The 17,588-nt window shown below is 47.1% G+C and carries 12 protein-coding genes; 8 read left to right on the top strand and 4 right to left on the bottom strand.

Annotation, left to right across the window (positions count from 1 at the left end; all coding sequences use genetic code 11):
* Positions 1 to 26 precede the first annotated feature (26 nt).
* Together IEY13_RS25980 and IEY13_RS25975 are read left to right on the top strand one after the other, a co-directional pair.
* Complete coding sequence (locus tag IEY13_RS25980; protein WP_188957916.1) at positions 27 to 2,153, top strand: heavy metal translocating P-type ATPase; 2,127 nt, start codon at positions 27 to 29, stop codon at positions 2,151 to 2,153.
* Positions 2,154 to 4,067 (top strand): RecQ family ATP-dependent DNA helicase, encoded by a 1,914-nt coding sequence (locus IEY13_RS25975; protein WP_188957914.1) that lies wholly within the window; start codon positions 2,154 to 2,156, stop codon positions 4,065 to 4,067.
* Here the strand turns inward: IEY13_RS25975 and IEY13_RS25970 are convergent, their stop codons facing one another.
* The gene (locus IEY13_RS25970) at positions 4,068 to 5,609 is read right to left on the bottom strand and encodes a helicase HerA-like domain-containing protein (RefSeq protein ID WP_188957912.1); all 1,542 of its coding nucleotides are present in this window, start codon (positions 5,607 to 5,609) and stop codon (positions 4,068 to 4,070) included. It lies immediately after the preceding gene.
* 86 nt (positions 5,610 to 5,695) lie between these two features.
* Here IEY13_RS25970 and IEY13_RS25965 point away from each other — a divergent pair, with 86 nt between their 5' ends.
* Together IEY13_RS25965 and IEY13_RS25960 are read left to right on the top strand one after the other, a co-directional pair.
* On the top strand, positions 5,696 to 7,012 hold the full coding sequence (locus IEY13_RS25965; RefSeq protein WP_188957910.1) for a M16 family metallopeptidase: 1,317 nt from the start codon (positions 5,696 to 5,698) through the stop codon (positions 7,010 to 7,012).
* 33 nt (positions 7,013 to 7,045) lie between these two features.
* Positions 7,046 to 9,130 carry a M16 family metallopeptidase gene (locus IEY13_RS25960; protein WP_188957908.1) on the top strand — a complete coding sequence of 695 codons (2,085 nt, stop codon included), beginning with the start codon at positions 7,046 to 7,048 and terminating at the stop codon, positions 9,128 to 9,130.
* A gap of 641 nt (positions 9,131 to 9,771) precedes the next feature.
* Here the strand turns inward: IEY13_RS25960 and IEY13_RS25955 are convergent.
* The 3 genes from IEY13_RS25955 to glf are packed head-to-tail and all read right to left on the bottom strand — an operon-like array spanning position 9,772 to position 12,884.
* Positions 9,772 to 10,785, bottom strand: coding sequence for a glycosyltransferase family 2 protein (locus IEY13_RS25955; protein ID WP_188957906.1), 1,014 nt, complete (start codon positions 10,783 to 10,785; stop codon positions 9,772 to 9,774).
* Positions 10,785 to 11,771, bottom strand: coding sequence for a hypothetical protein (locus IEY13_RS25950; protein WP_188957904.1), 987 nt, complete (start codon positions 11,769 to 11,771; stop codon positions 10,785 to 10,787). The genes IEY13_RS25955 and IEY13_RS25950 overlap by 1 nt, the downstream gene beginning before the upstream one ends.
* A gap of 6 nt (positions 11,772 to 11,777) precedes the next feature.
* Positions 11,778 to 12,884 carry a UDP-galactopyranose mutase gene (gene glf, locus IEY13_RS25945; protein ID WP_188957902.1) on the bottom strand — a complete coding sequence of 369 codons (1,107 nt, stop codon included), beginning with the start codon at positions 12,882 to 12,884 and terminating at the stop codon, positions 11,778 to 11,780.
* Between the two features lie 200 nt (positions 12,885 to 13,084).
* Here glf and IEY13_RS25940 point away from each other — a divergent pair, with 200 nt between their 5' ends.
* Genes IEY13_RS25940 through IEY13_RS25925 form a run of 4 tightly spaced genes read left to right on the top strand, consistent with a single transcriptional unit; the run spans position 13,085 to position 17,541 of the window.
* Positions 13,085 to 14,392, top strand: coding sequence for a flippase (locus tag IEY13_RS25940; protein WP_188957900.1), 1,308 nt, complete (start codon positions 13,085 to 13,087; stop codon positions 14,390 to 14,392).
* Positions 14,393 to 14,411: 19 nt separating this feature from the next.
* A complete protein-coding gene (locus IEY13_RS25935; protein WP_188957898.1) occupies positions 14,412 to 15,314 on the top strand; it encodes a glycosyltransferase in 903 nt (300 codons plus the stop codon).
* Complete coding sequence (locus IEY13_RS25930) at positions 15,311 to 16,498, top strand: glycosyltransferase family 4 protein (RefSeq protein ID WP_188957896.1); 1,188 nt, start codon at positions 15,311 to 15,313, stop codon at positions 16,496 to 16,498. Before IEY13_RS25935 ends, IEY13_RS25930 begins: the two co-directional genes overlap by 4 nt.
* Positions 16,495 to 17,541, top strand: coding sequence for a glycosyltransferase family 4 protein (locus IEY13_RS25925; protein WP_188957894.1), 1,047 nt, complete (start codon positions 16,495 to 16,497; stop codon positions 17,539 to 17,541). Before IEY13_RS25930 ends, IEY13_RS25925 begins: the two co-directional genes overlap by 4 nt.
* The last annotated feature ends 47 nt before the right edge of the window (positions 17,542 to 17,588 follow it).

Here is a 17,588-nt window from a genome sequence, read left to right as displayed (position 1 = left end):
CCTTTGTAGGGTTAAAACCCGTAAGTATGGAAAAAGTGAACTGGAAGGTAGAAGGAATGAGTTGCACCAATTGCGCCCTTACCGTACACAAGTATCTGGAAGGGGAGGGACTGAGCAATGTAAAGGTGAATTTTATAGGAGGAGATGTGAGTTTTGAGCTGCCGAAAGATAATGACGCCCATAAACTGGAGCTGGAAAAAGGCATAGAAGGGCTGGGCTACCATGTGGCCAACGGCGCTGCGCAGGCAGCGGGCGTTGCCAAAAAGAAGAAATGGCTGCACAACCACTGGCGCCGTTTTCTGTTTTGCCTGGTGTTTACGCTGCCGCTGATGGTGCATATGATACCCGGTGTGCATATACACTGGTTAATGAACCACTGGGTACAGCTGGCGCTTACGCTGCCGGTGTATATAGTGGGTATGGACTTTTTTGGCCGCAGCGCCATCCGCAGCCTGTTAAAAGGCATTCCTAACATGAACGTGCTGGTGGCGCTGGGCGCTACTGCTGCCTTTGTATACAGCTTAACCGGCACCTTTACCGCCAACCCGGCCAATTACCTTTTTTACGAAACCACGGCTACTATTATAACCCTGGTGTTCCTGGGCAACTGGCTGGAAGATAAATCAGTAGAAACCACGCAGGAAAACATACGCAAGCTGACTGTTACGCAGAAGATCATGGCCAACATGATTGCCTACGACGATCAGTATCAGGAGCATGTGTTTCCCGTAGAAAGCCAGTACCTGAAAGTGGGTGATCTGGTGCTGATTAACAGCGGTGAGTATGTGCCTATGGATTGTAAAATACTCTCCGGCACCGCCAGCGTAAACGAGGCCATTGTAACCGGAGAAAGCGCGCCGGTAGAAAAGAAAATGAACGATAAGCTGATTGGCGGCAGTATAGTGGATAGCGGCAGCGTAAAGGTATACATCACCGCCGTAGGGGAGGATACCGTAATGAGCCATATACTGCGCATGGTGCAGGAAGCACAGGCGGAGAAGCCGCCCGTACAGCAACTGGCCGATAAAATAAGCGCCGTGTTTGTGCCGGTAGTAACCAGTATTGCCCTGCTTACCCTGTTAGGTAACCTGTTTATAGGCAACCATACTTTTACCGAAAGCCTGTTGCGCAGCATTGCTGTACTGGTAATAGCCTGCCCCTGTGCCATGGGCCTTGCTACCCCGGCAGCTATTGCCGTAGGCCTGGGCCGTGCCGCACGCAATGGTATTCTGTTTAAAAACGCCCGCAGCCTGGAGGTGTTCCGGAATATAAAGCAGGTGGTTTTTGATAAAACCGGTACCCTTACCACCGGCCAGTTTGCGCTACGCCGGTTTGCAGCGTTGGCAGTGGAGGAAGAGGAACTGAAACAGATAGCCTACTCACTGGAAAAACATTCCAGCCACCCCATAGCCCGCTGTATTACCCGCGAATGGAAAGTGAAAAACGAACTGCGCTGGGGAAAGATAGAAGAAGTAAAGGGCCTGGGTATGCAGGGCACGGATAAAGAAGGCAACCGTTATGAAGCCGTATCGCATAAAGCTGTAGCAGCGCTTACCAGCGATACTACGCACAATGTATACATTACCCGCAACGGCGTTTTACTCGGCTGGATTGATGTGGCCGATGAAATACGCCCCGAAGCCAAAGCCGTGGTAGCACAGTTGCAACAGTCGGGTATTAAAACCATTTTGTTAAGCGGCGATACAAAGGAAAAGTGTGCGCAGGTAGCCACCACACTGGGCATTGAAGAAGTAGTGGCAGAGCAAACACCAGAGCAGAAATTACAGCGCATTGCTGATTATAATGCAGTAGCGCCTGTGGCTATGGTGGGCGATGGTATTAACGATGCGCCTGCACTGGCTAAGGCTACCGTAGGTATATCACTGAGTGATGCCTCACAGATTGCCATGCAGAGTGCACAGGTGGTGCTGATGAACCACGGTTTAAAACACCTGCCTATGGCTCTGGGGCTGGGGCGGCATACCTATGTAACCATACAACAGAATTTGTTCTGGGCGTTTATTTACAATATCATTGCGTTGCCGGTAGCAGCCTTCGGTTATCTCAGTCCTACTTTTGGTGCGCTGGTAATGGGATTGAGTGACGTGGTGCTGGCTATTAATTCTGTCCGGCTCAACTGGAAAAAAGTGTAAATGGTAACCGCCACAGAGGTACTGCAAAAATATTGGGGCTATCCCGCTTTCCGTGGTGCCCAGGAATGGGTAATAAAGGCCTTACTGGAAAATAAAGATGTGTTTGCCCTGCTGCCTACCGGCGGCGGTAAAAGCATCTGTTTTCAGGTGCCTGCCATGATGCGGCACGGGGTATGCCTGGTGGTAACACCGCTTATTGCCCTGATGAAAGATCAGGTAGAAGGGCTGGAAAAAAGAGGCATTGGCGCCATAGCCATACACAGCGGTATGAACACCGTAGAGGTGCGCCGTGCGCTGGATGAGGTAGCGCGTAACATTGATATTAAGTTTTTATATGTTTCTCCTGAGCGGTTAACCACACTGCTGTTTTCCCGCTATGTAGATGAGCTGGATATTACCCTGGTAGCGGTAGATGAGGCTCACTGTATCTCCCAATGGGGGTACGACTTCCGGCCTGCTTACCTGCGTATAGCAGAACTACGCAAGGTACTGCCTTCCACGGTGCCTTTTATTGCCTTAACGGCATCGGCTACGCCTTTGGTACAGCAGGATATTATAGACCGGCTGGAGCTGAAAAAGCCATCCGAATTTCGTCAGTCGTTCGAGCGGCCGGAGCTGGCTTACCGCGTATTTGAAGCCGACAGCAAGATCAACAAAATACTGGAAGCCCTGGAAAAAGTGCCGGGCAGCAGCATTGTATACTGTGGCACCCGCAAACGCACACAGGATGTGGCGCGGCTGCTGATGCTGCAGGGCATATCCGCAGAATATTACCATGCCGGCCTGCCACAGGAAGAACGTAACGGCAAACAACAGGCATGGATTAACGGCGAAATACGCGTGATGGTATGTACCAACGCCTTTGGTATGGGCATTGACAAACCAGATGTGCGCACGGTATTACACTACGATGTGCCTGACTGTGTGGAGAACTACTACCAGGAAGCCGGCCGTGCAGGCAGAGATGGGAAAAAAGCTTATGCTGCACTGTTGTTTGATGAGCGGGATACAGAAACTTTATTATCACTGGCAGATGTACGTTACCCCGCCGTTGAAGATGTAAAGCATGTATACCAATCACTGGCCGATTACCTGCATATACCTGTAGGTTTAGGCGAGGGTAATTACTACGACTTTGATTTTACCGACTTCACAAAGAACTTTCAGATAGATGCCCGCCTGGCGCTGAACGCTATTAAAATGCTGGAACAGGAAGGCCACGTTAGTTTTAAAGAGAACGTGTTTATGCCTCCACAGGTAATGTTTACCGCCACGCGCGACCAGCTTTTTCAGATAGAACAACTGTATCCGCAGCTGGATATGGTGGTAAAAAGCCTGCTGCGCCATTACGAGGGCATTTACGATAACCCCATTACCGTTTACGAAAAACAGATTGCCCGTTTATGCCGCCTTACACCGGAGCAGGTGAAGGCGCAGTTACAGCAACTGCATCAGCTGGAGATTATTGAATACCGTGCACAGAAAGAAACCCCGCAGTTACACTACCTGCTAAATCGGGCCCCAGCTGAGTTTCTGCATATTGATATAAAGACCTATGCACGCCGGAAGGAGTTGTATGAAGAGCGGGTACGCGCTATGTTACGCTACCTGCATCTGGATAAAACCTGCCGCAGTAAGTATATAGCCACCTATTTTGGACAGGAACAAACCAGCGATTGTGGTGTTTGCGATACCTGTATTGCCCGCAAAAAAACGGGTAAAGTAACTGCCGGAGATGTGGGGGTAATAACCCAGGCGGTGTATGCCGTAGTAGAGCGGGGTAATTATACGGCCGCTGCTATACCCGCCATGCTGCCACACCTGGAAGCAGCGCATATTCAGGAAGTGATCCGTTTTCTGCTGGCAGAAGAAAAACTGCACATGACAGCCAACGGATCACTGAAAAAGCATTGATTATCTTTTAGAAGACTTGCGGGTGCTGGTTAAACCCAAAGCACCCAGCAGGCTGCGGGTAATAATAGCTGCTGCGGTACGGCCTGCCTGTTTTACAATAGGATTGTCGAAGAAACTTTCTTCCTTCTTTGTTTTGCGGGAAGATGGTTTTTCTGCTTCTTCCTGCTCCTCTTCCTCCTGTTGCTGGCGGGCAGCGCGCTCCAGTTTAGCCGTTAATATTTCATACGCACTCTCACTATTAATAGTGCGGTTGTATTTGCCGGCCAGTTTGCTTTTGCTTACAATAGTATCAATCTCCATTTCGCTCGGCACATCCATACGGCTTTTAGGGCTGCACAGCATGGTATGCACCAATGGGGTAGGTATCCCTTTCTCGTTCAGCAAGGTTACCAGCGCTTCCCCTATACCCATCTGGGTAAGCAGTTCATCCGTTTGGTAAAAGCTGGTTTCCGGAAAGTTTTCCGCCGCCTGTTTAATGGTTTTGCGGTCTGCCGCAGTAAAAGCGCGTAAAGCGTGTTGTATTTTTAAACCCAGCTGCCCCAGTATAGAAGCCGGTACATCCTGCGGGTTTTGTGTGCAGAAGAAAATGCCTATGCCTTTGGAGCGTATCAGTTTAATTACCGTTTCCATCTGTTGCAGCAGGGCAGGTGTGGCTTCCTGAAACAGCAGGTGGGCTTCATCAATAAACATTACCAGCTTAGGCTTGTCCATATCCCCTTCTTCGGGGCAGGTAGCATATAACTCAGCCAGTAGCTGCAGCATAAAGGTAGAGAACAGTTTGGGGCGGTTTTGCATATCGGTTACCCGTAAAATGCTGATGATGCCACGGCCATCATCGCTGATGCGGATAAGATCATTTACGTCAAACGATGGTTCACCAAAGAAGATTTCCGCGCCCTGTTGTTGCAACTCTATTACCTTACGTAATATGGTGCCGGTACTGGTGGTAGATATTTTACCGTATTCTTTTTCTATCTCAGCCTTACCCTCGTTGCCTATGTATTGCAGGGTTTTAATAAAGTCTTTCAGGTCCAGCAGCGGTAACTGATGGTCGTCGCAGTATTTAAAAATCAGCGCAACCAGTCCGCTCTGCGTATCGTTAAGGCCCAGTATTTTGCTTAACAGAATGGGGCCGAATTCGGTAACCGTAGCTCTTAATCTGGCACCCTTTTCATCGCTCAGTGTTAACAGCTCTACCGGGTAGGCAGCGGGCTGCCAGGTAAGGCCCATTTTCCCGTACCGTTCTTTAATTTTATCGTTCATGGTACCCTGTGCAGCAATACCGCTCAGGTCGCCTTTAATATCCATCAGTAAAACAGGCACGCTGGCATCGCTCAGTATTTCGCTTATCAGCTGTAGTGTTTTGGTTTTGCCGGTACCGGTGGCGCCGGCAATAAGGCCGTGCCTGTTCATGGTTTTCAGGGGCAGGTGTACAGGGGCATCCGCAACTGCTTCTCCGTTTAAAATAGCACATCCCAGCGTGGCCTGCTCGCCTTTAAAACGATATCCCTGCTGTATGGCATCGGTAAACTGCGCGTTCATGTAATTTATTTCCGGCTAAGCTAATAAAGATTTTATTATTGCACTTTATTTCTTAATCACCTGATAATTATAAAAAACGTATGCGTATGCGAAGTAAGTTTTTGGGCGCTGCAATGGTTATGGTAACTACCGGTACTGTTGCTGTTGCACAAAAAGTGCAGTTTACAGAGTATGACCTGGCTAATGGCCTGCACGTCATCCTCCACCAGGATAAATCCGCCCCCGTAGTGGCTGTATCAGTAATGTATCATGTAGGCTCTAAAAATGAAGACACAGCCCGTACCGGCTTTGCACACTTTTTTGAGCATCTGTTGTTTGAGGGCACGGACAATATCAAGCGCGGCGAGTTTGACAAAATTATCTCCAGCAATGGTGGTCAGGCCAATGCCAATACCACGCAGGACCGTACTTTTTACCACGAGCTGTTCCCCAGCAACCAGCTGGAGCTGGGCCTGTGGCTGGAAAGCGAGCGTATGCTGCACCCCGTTATTAACGAGGAAGGTGTAAGAACACAGAACGAGGTGGTAAAAGAAGAAAAAAGACAACGCCTGGATAACCAGCCTTATGGCAAGTTTGCTGATGAAATTTTTCAGCGCCTGTTTGCCGCTCATCCTTACCGCTGGCAGCCTATCGGCAGCATGGCGCACCTGGATGCAGCTACCCTGGCCGAGTTTAAGGCTTTCTTTAAAAAGTTTTATGCGCCTAATAATGCCGTATTAAGCATTGCCGGTGATATTGATATTGAAAAAACCAAAGCACTGGTTAAAACCTATTTTGAAGAAATTCCCAAAGGCCCCGAAGTAATACAGCCCAATATTACCGAGCAGCCACTGGCACACGAGATTGTAGACACGGTGTACGACAGTAATATTCAGATTCCTGCGGTGTTTGCTGCTTACCGTATTCCCGGTATGAAGAGCCGCGATTCTAAAGTGCTGGAAATGATGTCTGCTGTATTATCCGGCGGCTCCAGCTCGCGCCTGTATAAAAAAATGGTAGATAATAAAAAGAATGCCCTGCAGGTATCGGCGTTTAACTATGGGTTAGAAGACTATGGCGCGTATATTACCCTGGCACTGCCTAACAACAACGCTTCTCTGGATACGCTGCTGGCAGATATTGATGCTGAGGTGGTGGCGTTACAAACCAACCTCATCAGCGAAGCAGATTACCAGAAAATACAGAACCAGTTTGAAAACGGTTATGTTGATGCCAACAGCAAAATGCTGGGCGTGGCAGAGAATCTGGCCAACGGTTATACTTTCCACAACAAAAACACAAATCAGATTAACCAGGAGCTGGATGAAATCCGTTCCATTACCCGCGAAGAAATCAGAGAAGCTGCGAAAAAGTATCTGGTGAAAAACCAGCGTGTGGTATTGTACTACCTGCCTGCCAAGTAATTCTGATTTTGTGACGCACCAAATAAAAAGAAAATGAAAAAAATATATTTTGTCATAGCAGGCGCCTTATTGCTGGTAAATGCAGAAGCGCAAACTAAGCTTGACCGGAGCAAACGCCCCAAGGCAGGCCCCGCCCCTGTAATAACTATTGCAGACCCCGTTACGTATAAGCTGGCCAATGGCATTACCGTACTGGTAGTGGAAAACCATAAACTGCCTAAAGTATCTGCCTCTTATTCTATTGATGCCGGCCCTATTACCGAAGGTGCAAAAGCGGGTGTACTAAGCCTGATGGGCGGTATGCTGAACGAGGGTACCAAAAACAAAACCAAAGAAGAATTTGACGAAGCAGGCGATAAAATTGGTGCAGAAATAAGTCTTGGTGCCAGCGGTGGCGGCGCTTCTGCCTTAACCCGTTATTTTGAGCAGGCTTTTCTGTTAATGGCTGAGGGGTTGCAATCACCATCTTTCCCGGCTGAATCATTTGAAAAGCTGAAATCGCAGGCCATTACCGGACTTAAGAGTTCTGAAAGAAGTGTAAAGGATATTGCCGGCCGTGTTACCCCTGCGTTAATCTATGGCGTAAACCACCCCAGCGGTGAGTTTGAAACAGAAGCTTCTGTAAATGCTTTAACACTGGATGATGTAAAGGCGGCTTATGCTAAATACATTACCCCATCACGCGGGTTTCTGATTTTTGTAGGTGATATTAAGCCGGAAGCTGCCAAAGCACTGGCTGAAAAAGCCTTTGGCAAATGGAAAGGCGCAACACTTACCCTGCCTGTATTAGCGCCGGTTAAAAACCCTGCTAAAACAGAAATAGACCTGGTAGATGTGCCTAACGCCGTACAGTCTGAAATACGCGTGGCCAACCTGGTACAACTGCCTTTAAGCAGCCCGGATTATTTTCCGTTGTTACTGGCTAACCAGATATTAGGTGGTGGTAGCGATGCCTACCTGTTTAAAAACCTGCGCGAAAAGCATGGGTTTACCTATGGCGCTTATTCCAGCATTGCTGCCGGCCGTTATCAGACCACTTTTGCTGCTTCTGCTTCTGTACGTAACGAGAAAACAGACAGCGCTGTAGTAGAGTTTCTGAACGAAATTCAGCGTATACGCACTACCAAAGTAGACCTGGAAGATTTAAACAGAGCAAAAGCTTTATACAACGGCAGCTTTGCACTGGGTATGGAAAATACCGCGCGCATTGCTACCTACGCTACCAACATTATTCTTAACAATCTGCCTAAAGACTTTTACAGAACGTATCTGCAAAAGCTGAATGCAGTTACTGTTGATGATATTCAGCGTGTAGCCGTAAAGTACTTTGGTGCCCCCACCAGCCGCATTATTATAGTGGGTAAGGCTGCTACCGTAGAGCCAGGCCTGAAAAAGCTGGGTTACACAGTAAACCAGTTTGACAGATATGCCCAGCCGGTAACCGCTGCTGCCGCTGCCCAGACAGTAACTGTTAAACCAGAGGTGATAATAGGCGACTACCTGAAAACCATTGGCGGTACAGAAGAACTGAAAAAAGTACAGTCGCTTTACCTGAAAATGGACCTGAGCATGCAGGGTATGAACATATTGGTTGAACAGAAAGCTATGGCACCCAATAAAAGCAGTATGGTGTTTTCTATGATGGGCAATGTAGTAAATAAGGAGGTGTTTGATGGTACTAATGGTTATTCAGAAAGAGGTGGTCAGAAACAACCTATGCCTGAAGAAGAAGCTGCTGCCAAAAAAACACAAACCTGTTTATTTGAGCAGGTAGATTATCTGAGCAACCAGGCCTTTAAAATGCAGGTAAAAGGTGTTGAAAAGGTAAATGGTAAAGATGCTTACCGCGTGGAGGTAGTTAACCCTGCCGGTAAAACACAAACGGAGTATTACGATGTGGCTACCAAATTGCTTGTTAAAACAGAAGGTGCTTTAAATATAAATGGTACTTCTGTAAACCAGTCCTCGGAGTTTAGCGACTACAGAAAAGTAGGTAAGGTAGTAATCCCCTACAAAATTGCGTACACCATGGAAGCCGGTGGACAGCAACAGGCTATGAACTTTACGGTAACGGAAGCCAAACTAAACGAAGGAGTTACTGAGGCAGATTTTAAATAAGTTTCCTGCTTTTTAAGCGAAGGGGGCCGGTTTACCGGCCCCTTTTTTTGTACCTATGTAGAACATTGCTGCCAGGTTGTCGCTGGTTTTCTCCTTCGCCTTTCCTTCGGTGTGGGTTCGCCACAGGTTCGCTTCCCATTCGCTCAGCGTATTTAGAAAAAAATCAGCCTGCAGTGACAGTTTGACTGCCGTTTAGTAGAGAGAACGGTACCCTTTGGGGTTCCATTGTTGTTGTCGCAATAAAGCACTGGCTACCTGGGTAAAAGCGTTGCTGAAAAACGTGCGCTGAAAGCCTTGCTGGTGGCTGTAGCAGACGTGTAATGTAATCTGAGTAAGGCTTTGAGATGCGTCTGATGTCGTTTGCCTACTTAAAACTGTCGTTTGCATACCTGAAACTGTCGTTTGCATACTTTCTCCCGCAAACGGCCTTTCCCCGATAGTATCATTGTACAGTCAGTCGCCGGATACCGGATAACGGAAGCAGGGGTGGGAGAGGCGTCTTCAACCAGGCTTCTGCCGGAGGAAAAGCGGCTGATGAGTTCTTTGACATATTGGAAACAAGCTGACTTTATATAAAAACGACCCGGCAGGGTGTTTTACCTATACCGGGTCGTTTATGATATCGTTAAACAGTTGTGCTGTTATTCAGGATGCTGATGCTGGCCATGTTTGTGGCTCAGGCCTGCTTCCACACCTTTTATCATATAAGGGATGTTTTTAAAACGTCCTTTGATAACGCGGTTGGTAAGCTGCAGGCCACATACAAACAGGTACATGGGCAGGTAAGAGCGGTAGTGTTTTCTTACGAAAATAAACTCGCTTCTGAAATGGTGAAAATCTGCAAACGGGGTAGCACCGCCTTTGGTAAGGCCGTTAATGCTGGCACCGTGCTTATGCAAGATGCTGGTAGTGGGGCAATAGGCCAGTGAAAAGCCCGCCTTTTGCAGGCGGCGTGCAAAGTCCAGCTCCTCGTAAAACAGAAAATAATCTTCGCACAGCAGGCCTACCTCTTTCAGTACCTCGGTATGGGTAAGCAGGCAGGCGCCAGACAGGTAATCTATCTGCTGATCTATAATTTCATTAACGGCAGCAACCGGCTGCCCGGCACCATGCTCGCGCGGTAGCCCCAGCCAGGTGTTAAACTTGCCGTACATGGTTTGCACCAGTTCAGGATCGTGGTAATACCGTTGTAAACAACCTACCAGTCCTGTTTTTTTAATCTTGTTCTGTGCTATATAAAAAGATACCAGTTGTTGCAGGGTATCTTCCATAGCAATGGTATCGTTGTTCAGTAACCAGATAAAATGGTCAGAGGAATTGAGGTTACTGTAGCGGATACCAATGTTATTGCCATACGCAAAACCGCCGTTAAACTGGCTCCAGACAAAGCTGATGGTGGCGTGCGATTTAACGTTTACATGTATAAACTGCCCCTCCTGGTAAAGCAGGTGGCTGTAGTCAATACCACGTAGCGGCGTAACGGTACAGGCCCAGTTCAACAACTGCTCACGCGAATCATTGGTAGAGGCGTTATCTACCACAACAATATGGTAAATGCCCTCGTATTTCTGTTTTAACAACGATTCAATACATTCTATGGTATCCTGCCATGAGTTGTAGTTTAAAAGGACAATATAACTGTCTGCGGGATGCATTACCGTAAGAATATTTTCTGTAACTGATGATTAAACTCCTGTTCCTGCGTTTTGATGCCTTCTCTGTAAGTATCAAAATCGTGCCGCGCTGTTTCATAGGTATCCTGGCATAGTTTAATCTGCCGGATAATAGCGGGAATGCTGGCAGGCGTATCTGCAAACTTGTACTGCTCCGGTACCGGAATATCCGTGTCGTTGGCAGCAGCACCACGCTTGCCGGTAATAACGCAACAGCCTGATATAGCGGCTTCCCGCGGAAAGCGGTCTTTGCCCGGGTGATTGCCAAAGTCAATATACACTTTGGAGGTATGGCATGCTTTCGCTACCTCATCGGGCGTCATGTTAATCAGTGGAAACCAGTTCAGTTCCGGTGCCTGTTGTATTAACTGCTGTGTAAACTCCCAGCCTTTTTTAGGATTGTACAGTACCCGGTTCTGCTTTTCGCTCAACGGTGTTTCCGGTGCGCTGAAGAAGGAAGCATTCAGATAGTCAGACAGATATTCATAGTTATGAATACCATGCTTTTCCAGGTGAATAGCGGCGTAACGGCTTTGTACCAGGTGCAGATCTATTTTCAGCTTCTCCGGCTTTTTAATGTTATACCGGCGCGTAATGCCCGTCATTTTCATCAGGGTACTCCACCGGTCCACATCAGCCGTATCGTAAAAGAAATCTACGCTCAGCCACCAGATACCTTTTCTGATATGCTGATACCGGTACAGGTATTCTGTACGCGTTTCAGGCACCAGCAGTATGTTTTTTTCGTTGTCTTCTATAGTAGTGGCATAGTCCTGCACATACTTATGAAAACGCGGATGTATAGGATCAACGCCTTTTTTAATGCGGTAATAAAACAGTTTGGCTGTTATGCCCAGTTGTGTTAGCTGATGCACAAACTGGTGCAGCAACTCGGTGCCACCCGTAGCATGGGAGGCCGGACAGGGAATGTATACAACAGAATCTTTATGAACCGTTAATGGACTCATGAGGGCTTATTCAGTAAACAATTTTTTAGTTTTTGCCAGTGCAGAGGCTATTACCTGGTGCATATCGTAATACCGGTATTCTGCCAGCCGCCCGCCAAAGATCACATTTTCTTCCGCTTCTGCCAGTTGCTGGTATTGTTTCAGCAGTTGCATGTTCTTATCATCGTTCACCGGATAGTAAGGTTCATCGCCCGGCTTCCACTCAGTAGAGTATTCGCGGGTAATAACTGTTTGCGGTTGCTGACCAAACTCAAAGTGTTTGTGCTCAATAATACGGGTATACGGCACATTCCTTTCTGTGTAGTTCACCACCGCATTGCCCTGGTAGTTGGGTATATCGTGTGTTTCGTGCTCAAACCGCAGGCTGCGGTATTCCAGATGCCCAAAGCGGAAGCCGAAAAACTCATCCAGCTGGCCGGTAAATACAATGTTCTTTGCCAGTTTGCTCAGTGCTTCGCGTTCTTTAAAAAAGTCGGTATTCAGCCTTACCTCAATACCTTTCAGCAGTCCTTCGGTTAACTTATTGTAACCACCTATAGGAATGCCCTGGTATTTATCGTTAAAATAATTGTTATCGTAAGTAAAACGTACAGGCAGGCGTTTAATAATAAAAGCAGGCAGCTCACGCGCATCGCGGCCCCATTGCTTTTCAGTATAGCCTTTAATCAGCTTTTCATACACATCTTTACCTACCAGCGATATCGCCTGCTCTTCCAGGTTCTGCGGGTGGGTAATGTTAAGATCGGCAATCTGCTGCTGTATTTTTTCCTGTGCTTCTGCCGGTGTTTTCACTTTCCATAACTGGTAAAAAGTGTTCATGTTGAAAGGCAGATTATACAGTTCGCCTTTGTAATTGGCCAGCGGCGAATTGGTGTATCTGTTAAACTCCACAAAAGAGTTTACATACTCCCACAAATGTTTATCATTGGTATGAAAAATATGCGCGCCATACGCATGCACATTAATACCCGCTTTGTTATCGCACCATACATTGCCACCGGCATGTGCGCGGCGGTCAATAACCAGGCATTTCTTGTTATGTTTGGTAGCTTCGTGCGCAAAAACGGCACCGTACAATCCGGCACCAATTACCAGGTAATCAAAATCAGGCATATCAGATATTAAAAAAGGTCAGGCGTTCAAACCCAAAAGTAAATGAAATTGCAGTGCCAAAACCGGGCCATGTTAGGTTGCGGTTACCGAGGCGCTTTGCTTATTGACCGTTTAAGGCATATGAATTTCATCGTAGGCTTTACAGAGGGCTGATTTTGGGGGCCAAGGTGGCGTTATTTTTGCATTTACATTTTTAGAATATGTCAACAGCTGGTAAGTTAACAAAAAACTTCGGCGCCCTGTCTGTTATACAGGTAGCCAACTTCCTTATCCCTTTTCTGGTTTTACCAGTTATTGTACGCGTAATAGGCCGTGCTAATTTTGGGTTATTAAATTTTCTAACGGCGGTGGTAACCTACTTTGTGTTACTGATTAATTACGGATTTGACTATACCGCCACCCGGCTGGTAGCCCGAAACAAGGATGATAAAGCGGTAGTGAATGATATATTCTCCCGCGTGTTTTTTGCCCGGTTGTGGTTGTTTGTGGCATCGGTAATAGTATTTGCCCTGCTGTTTATAGCCATGGATAAATTGCGGCAGGCGCCGCTGGTAAGCATTTTAACCTTTCTTACCGTGCTGGCCAATGTATTTATGCCCAACTGGTTGTTCCAGGGTATGGAGCAACTGCAGAAAGCCGCTATCTGGAATGTGGTTACCAAACTGGTGTTTAACGTGGTAATGCTGTTGCTGATTCATCTGCCGCAGGACTACTGGTTATACGCCCTGTTTACCACCCTTTCGCAGGTGGTTGCCGGTGTATGGTTGTTTATATATGCCTGCCGCCGTTTTCAAATAAAACTTGTTTTTGTACCCCTGAAAAAGGTAATGCAATTGTTGTATGAAGACAGGGCTGTGTTTGTATCTACCCTTATGATTAACCTGTACACTACCAGTAATATAGTGTTGCTGGGCTTACTGAAGAGTGAAGATGAAGTGGGGGTATTTACGGCAGCCTCGCGTCTGGTGGGTGTAGTGCAAACCATGATGCTGCTGCCACTGAGCCAAACCCTTTTTCCGCACGTAGGTAAAGCATTTTCAGTAGCCCGGGAAGAAGGGCTGGAAGAGGTTCGTAAACTGTTTCCGCTGGTGTGCGCCATTGCTTTCTGTGCTACTGCCGGGGTGTTTATTACTGCCCCATTGGTAATTAAGGTATTGTTTGGGGCTGATTTTAAAGCATCGGTAAATGTGCTGCGCATTATGGCTTTTACACCGCTTATTGTAAGCATCAGTAACCTGCTGGGTACCCAGGTGTTGCTGAATATGAAGCAGGATAATAAATTTTTACGCATGACCATTGTGGGTTCCGGGGTTTGTATAGCATTGAATCTGCTGTTAACGCCCGCCCTGTCTTATTATGGTACGGCGCTTGCATGGGTGTTAACGGAATTACTGATTACGGCCGGAATGGCCCTGATTATATACAGGCAGGGAATAAGGCTGGTGGACAGCCGTTACTGGCGTGTAAGCTGGCTTATGGCAGCCGCAGGCAAGCTGCGAAAAAGATGAATTAATAAAACTGGCGCCTATGTCAATCCGCAAAATAGCAATAGTAGTGGTAACCTATAACAGGGAAGTGTTGCTGAAACGCTGTATAGAAGCGCTGAAAAGACAACACTTTGCATGGGATAAGTTATTTGTAATTAATAATGGCAGTACAGATGGTACCAGAGCATGGCTGGATAGTCAGGAGGAAATGGAAGTAATACACCAGGCCAATACAGGTGGCGCCGGTGGCTTTTACTCCGGAATTAAATACGCGGTAGAAAAGGGTTTTGATTATATATGGGTGATGGATGATGATGTGATAGCGGCAGACGATGCGCTGGAGCAACTGATGCTGGCGGCAGAGCTGGTGCCCGATTTTTCTTTTCTGTGCAGTAAGGTGAATAGTCAGGATGGAGTGGTTATTAACTCCCCCAACATAGATACATCCGTTTCCCGCTATCAGTACCCGCAATGGGGCGAGTATGCCGAGCATGGCATGATACGGGTAAGCAGCAGCACGTTTGTATCGGTACTTATTAACGCCCGGCATGTGCAGAAAGCCGGATTGCCTATACGCGACTTTTTTATCTGGGGTGATGATATTGATTTTACCAACCGCCTTTCCAAACAGGCACCGGGTTATATGGTGGGGCGTAGCAAGGTGGTACATCTTCGTGCCAACCCATCCTTTCCCAGCCTGGTTACAGAGGTGGATAAAAACCGTATAGCGCTTCATTTTTACAACATCAGAAACAACATATACATCAGCCGTAAACACAAACGCCGGGCAGATCTGCTGATGGATACACTCCATTACAGCAAGGTGGCGCTGGCCAGTGCTTTTACCAGTAATGGCTGGTACAAGCTGAGGGTTTACATGAAGGGTTTCTGGGCCGGATGGTTTTTTAACCCACCCATTGTATACCCTAACCAGAAGCTATGACATTGTTGTTTGTAAACACCCTGTACTACCCTAATCACCTGGGCGGCGCTGAAGTTTCTGTGCAGCTATTGTGCGAGGCGTTGTATAAGCTGGGGCATAAAGTATATATACTGTCGCAGGGCGATAAAAGAAACGTAACCAGGCACAATGGTGTAATCACCATCTATCTTCCTTTTAAAAATTTTTATCCGGTTATCCGGCCTTCTACCCGTTTTTGGGTAAAAGCGCTGTGGCATGTGGTAGATACCCTCAATTTCGGCTATTACTTCCTGATGCGCCGGTTAATACGGCGTATACAACCACAGGTGGTGAACACCAATAACATGCAGGGTTTTTCGCTGCTTACCTGGCGGGCGCTGGCCGGTAAGCAACACGTATTGCTGCATACCATGCGCGATTATTATATTCTGTGCCACCGTACCACGTTGTATAAAAATGGATGCCAGTGCGGGCAGCTCTGTACATCGTGCAGTGCTGCCTTTGCGGTAAAAAAGCATACCTGTAAGGTGCCGGATGCTTTTATTGGTATCAGCAGCCATATTCTTAACCGTCATTTGCAGCATGGAGTAGGGGAGCAGAAAATTACTGCCGTGGTGCCTAACATTATCACTTCGCCCAACGTACAGGATAGTAACCGTGTACCGGAGGCTGGCAATATACGTATTGGGTTTATAGGCAGGCTTACGCCGGAAAAGGGTATTCCGTTTTTGTTTGAAGAGCTGAGCCGGCTAAAGCAGGGTAATTATACGCTGGTGCTGGCAGGTGCTTACGAACCACAATACCAGCAGATGCTTACGTTACAGTATCCGCTAAAAGGGAAGGTGGTGTTTATGGGCAAGACCGACCCGGAAGTGTTTTACCGTGATGTAGACATGGTAGTAGTACCTTCTGCCTGGGAAGAACCTTTTGGGCGTGTGGCTATAGAAGCACTTGCTTATAATAAACCCGTATGTATAGCAGCCAGAGGCGGGCTTACAGATTTGTACGAGCCGGAGTGTATGTGGCAGTTTTATATGCGCAGCGGCAGCCTGACCAGCGTATTGGAAGAGGTGTTGCAAAACCCGCATAGTATAACGCATAAAGCTGCACAATGCAGCCGCTTTATGTATAAGTACAGCGAAGAAACAGTTGCTGCACAATTTATGGCCACCGTGCAAGAGACGATTAAAAAGAAACTGAAATGAGCCCTGTACTGGTTAACGGTAAATTTTTAACACAGAAGATGAGCGGCGTACAACGGTACGCATCAGAACTGATAAGGCATTATGCAGCTATTAACCCCGATGTAACATTGGTGGCACCTGCAGAAGGTCAGTTGAATAGTTTATATAACATGCCATGTAATATTATTACTACAGGCAGTAAAGCCGGGTTGTTGTGGGAGCAATGGCAGCTACCACGCTTTGCAGCTAAGCAGCAACAGCTGCTGCTGAACCTTTGCAACGTAGCGCCGGTGATGTATAAGAATAAGATTACCTGTATACATGATATAGCGTTTATACGTTATCCGCAGTTTTTTTCAAAGGCATTTTACTACTATTATAAAAGTATGATGCCGTTGATTATACGCAGCAGCAAACATATTATTACGGTAAGTGAGTTTTCCAAAGCAGAACTGATGGATTATTATAAGCTGCGGGATGAACAGATAAGTGTGATACCCAACGCAGGCTTTCCAATGGTGCAGTCTGTTGCGGCACCTATGGTGCAGGCTCCTTACTTTTTGTTTGTAGGCTCGGTAGATCCCCGCAAAAACCTGCTATTGTTATTGCAGGCTTACAGCGCGGCGCAGTTAACACAAACACAGCTGGTAATAGCAGGCGCGGCTTATAAGTCCTTTAACCCCGAACTGCTGCAGCAACTGGAGCAGTTTAAAGCCAACCCCATGATTCATTTTGCGGGCGCGGTTACCAATGAGGAGCTGGCTTCGCTGTATCAGCATGCAAAGGCGGTGATAGTGCCTTCCTTATACGAAGGCTTTGGATTGCCTGTAGCAGAAGGGCTTTCTGCAGGTTGCCAGGTAATTGCTTCTGATATCCCTATATTCAGGGAGGTGGCTGGTGAACATGCCTTTTACTTTAAGGATAAACAAACTTTAACAAGTCTTTTATTACTGTTAGATAAGCAGGATAAACGATTGAACGAAAGTGGCCGTGACTATGTTTTAGCACGGTACAGCTGGAAACAATCGGCAGCCCTGCTGAAGAAAACGGTAGAGCATATATAAGCCTGTTTTAGGCATGTGTTTTGCATAAATTGAAAAAAGCAGCATTC

This window comes from Filimonas zeae (assembly GCF_014641615.1).
GTDB lineage: Bacteria > Bacteroidota > Bacteroidia > Chitinophagales > Chitinophagaceae > Filimonas > Filimonas zeae.
Note: the sequence above shows the minus strand (reverse complement) of the source record. Positions and strands in the feature narration are given on the sequence as shown.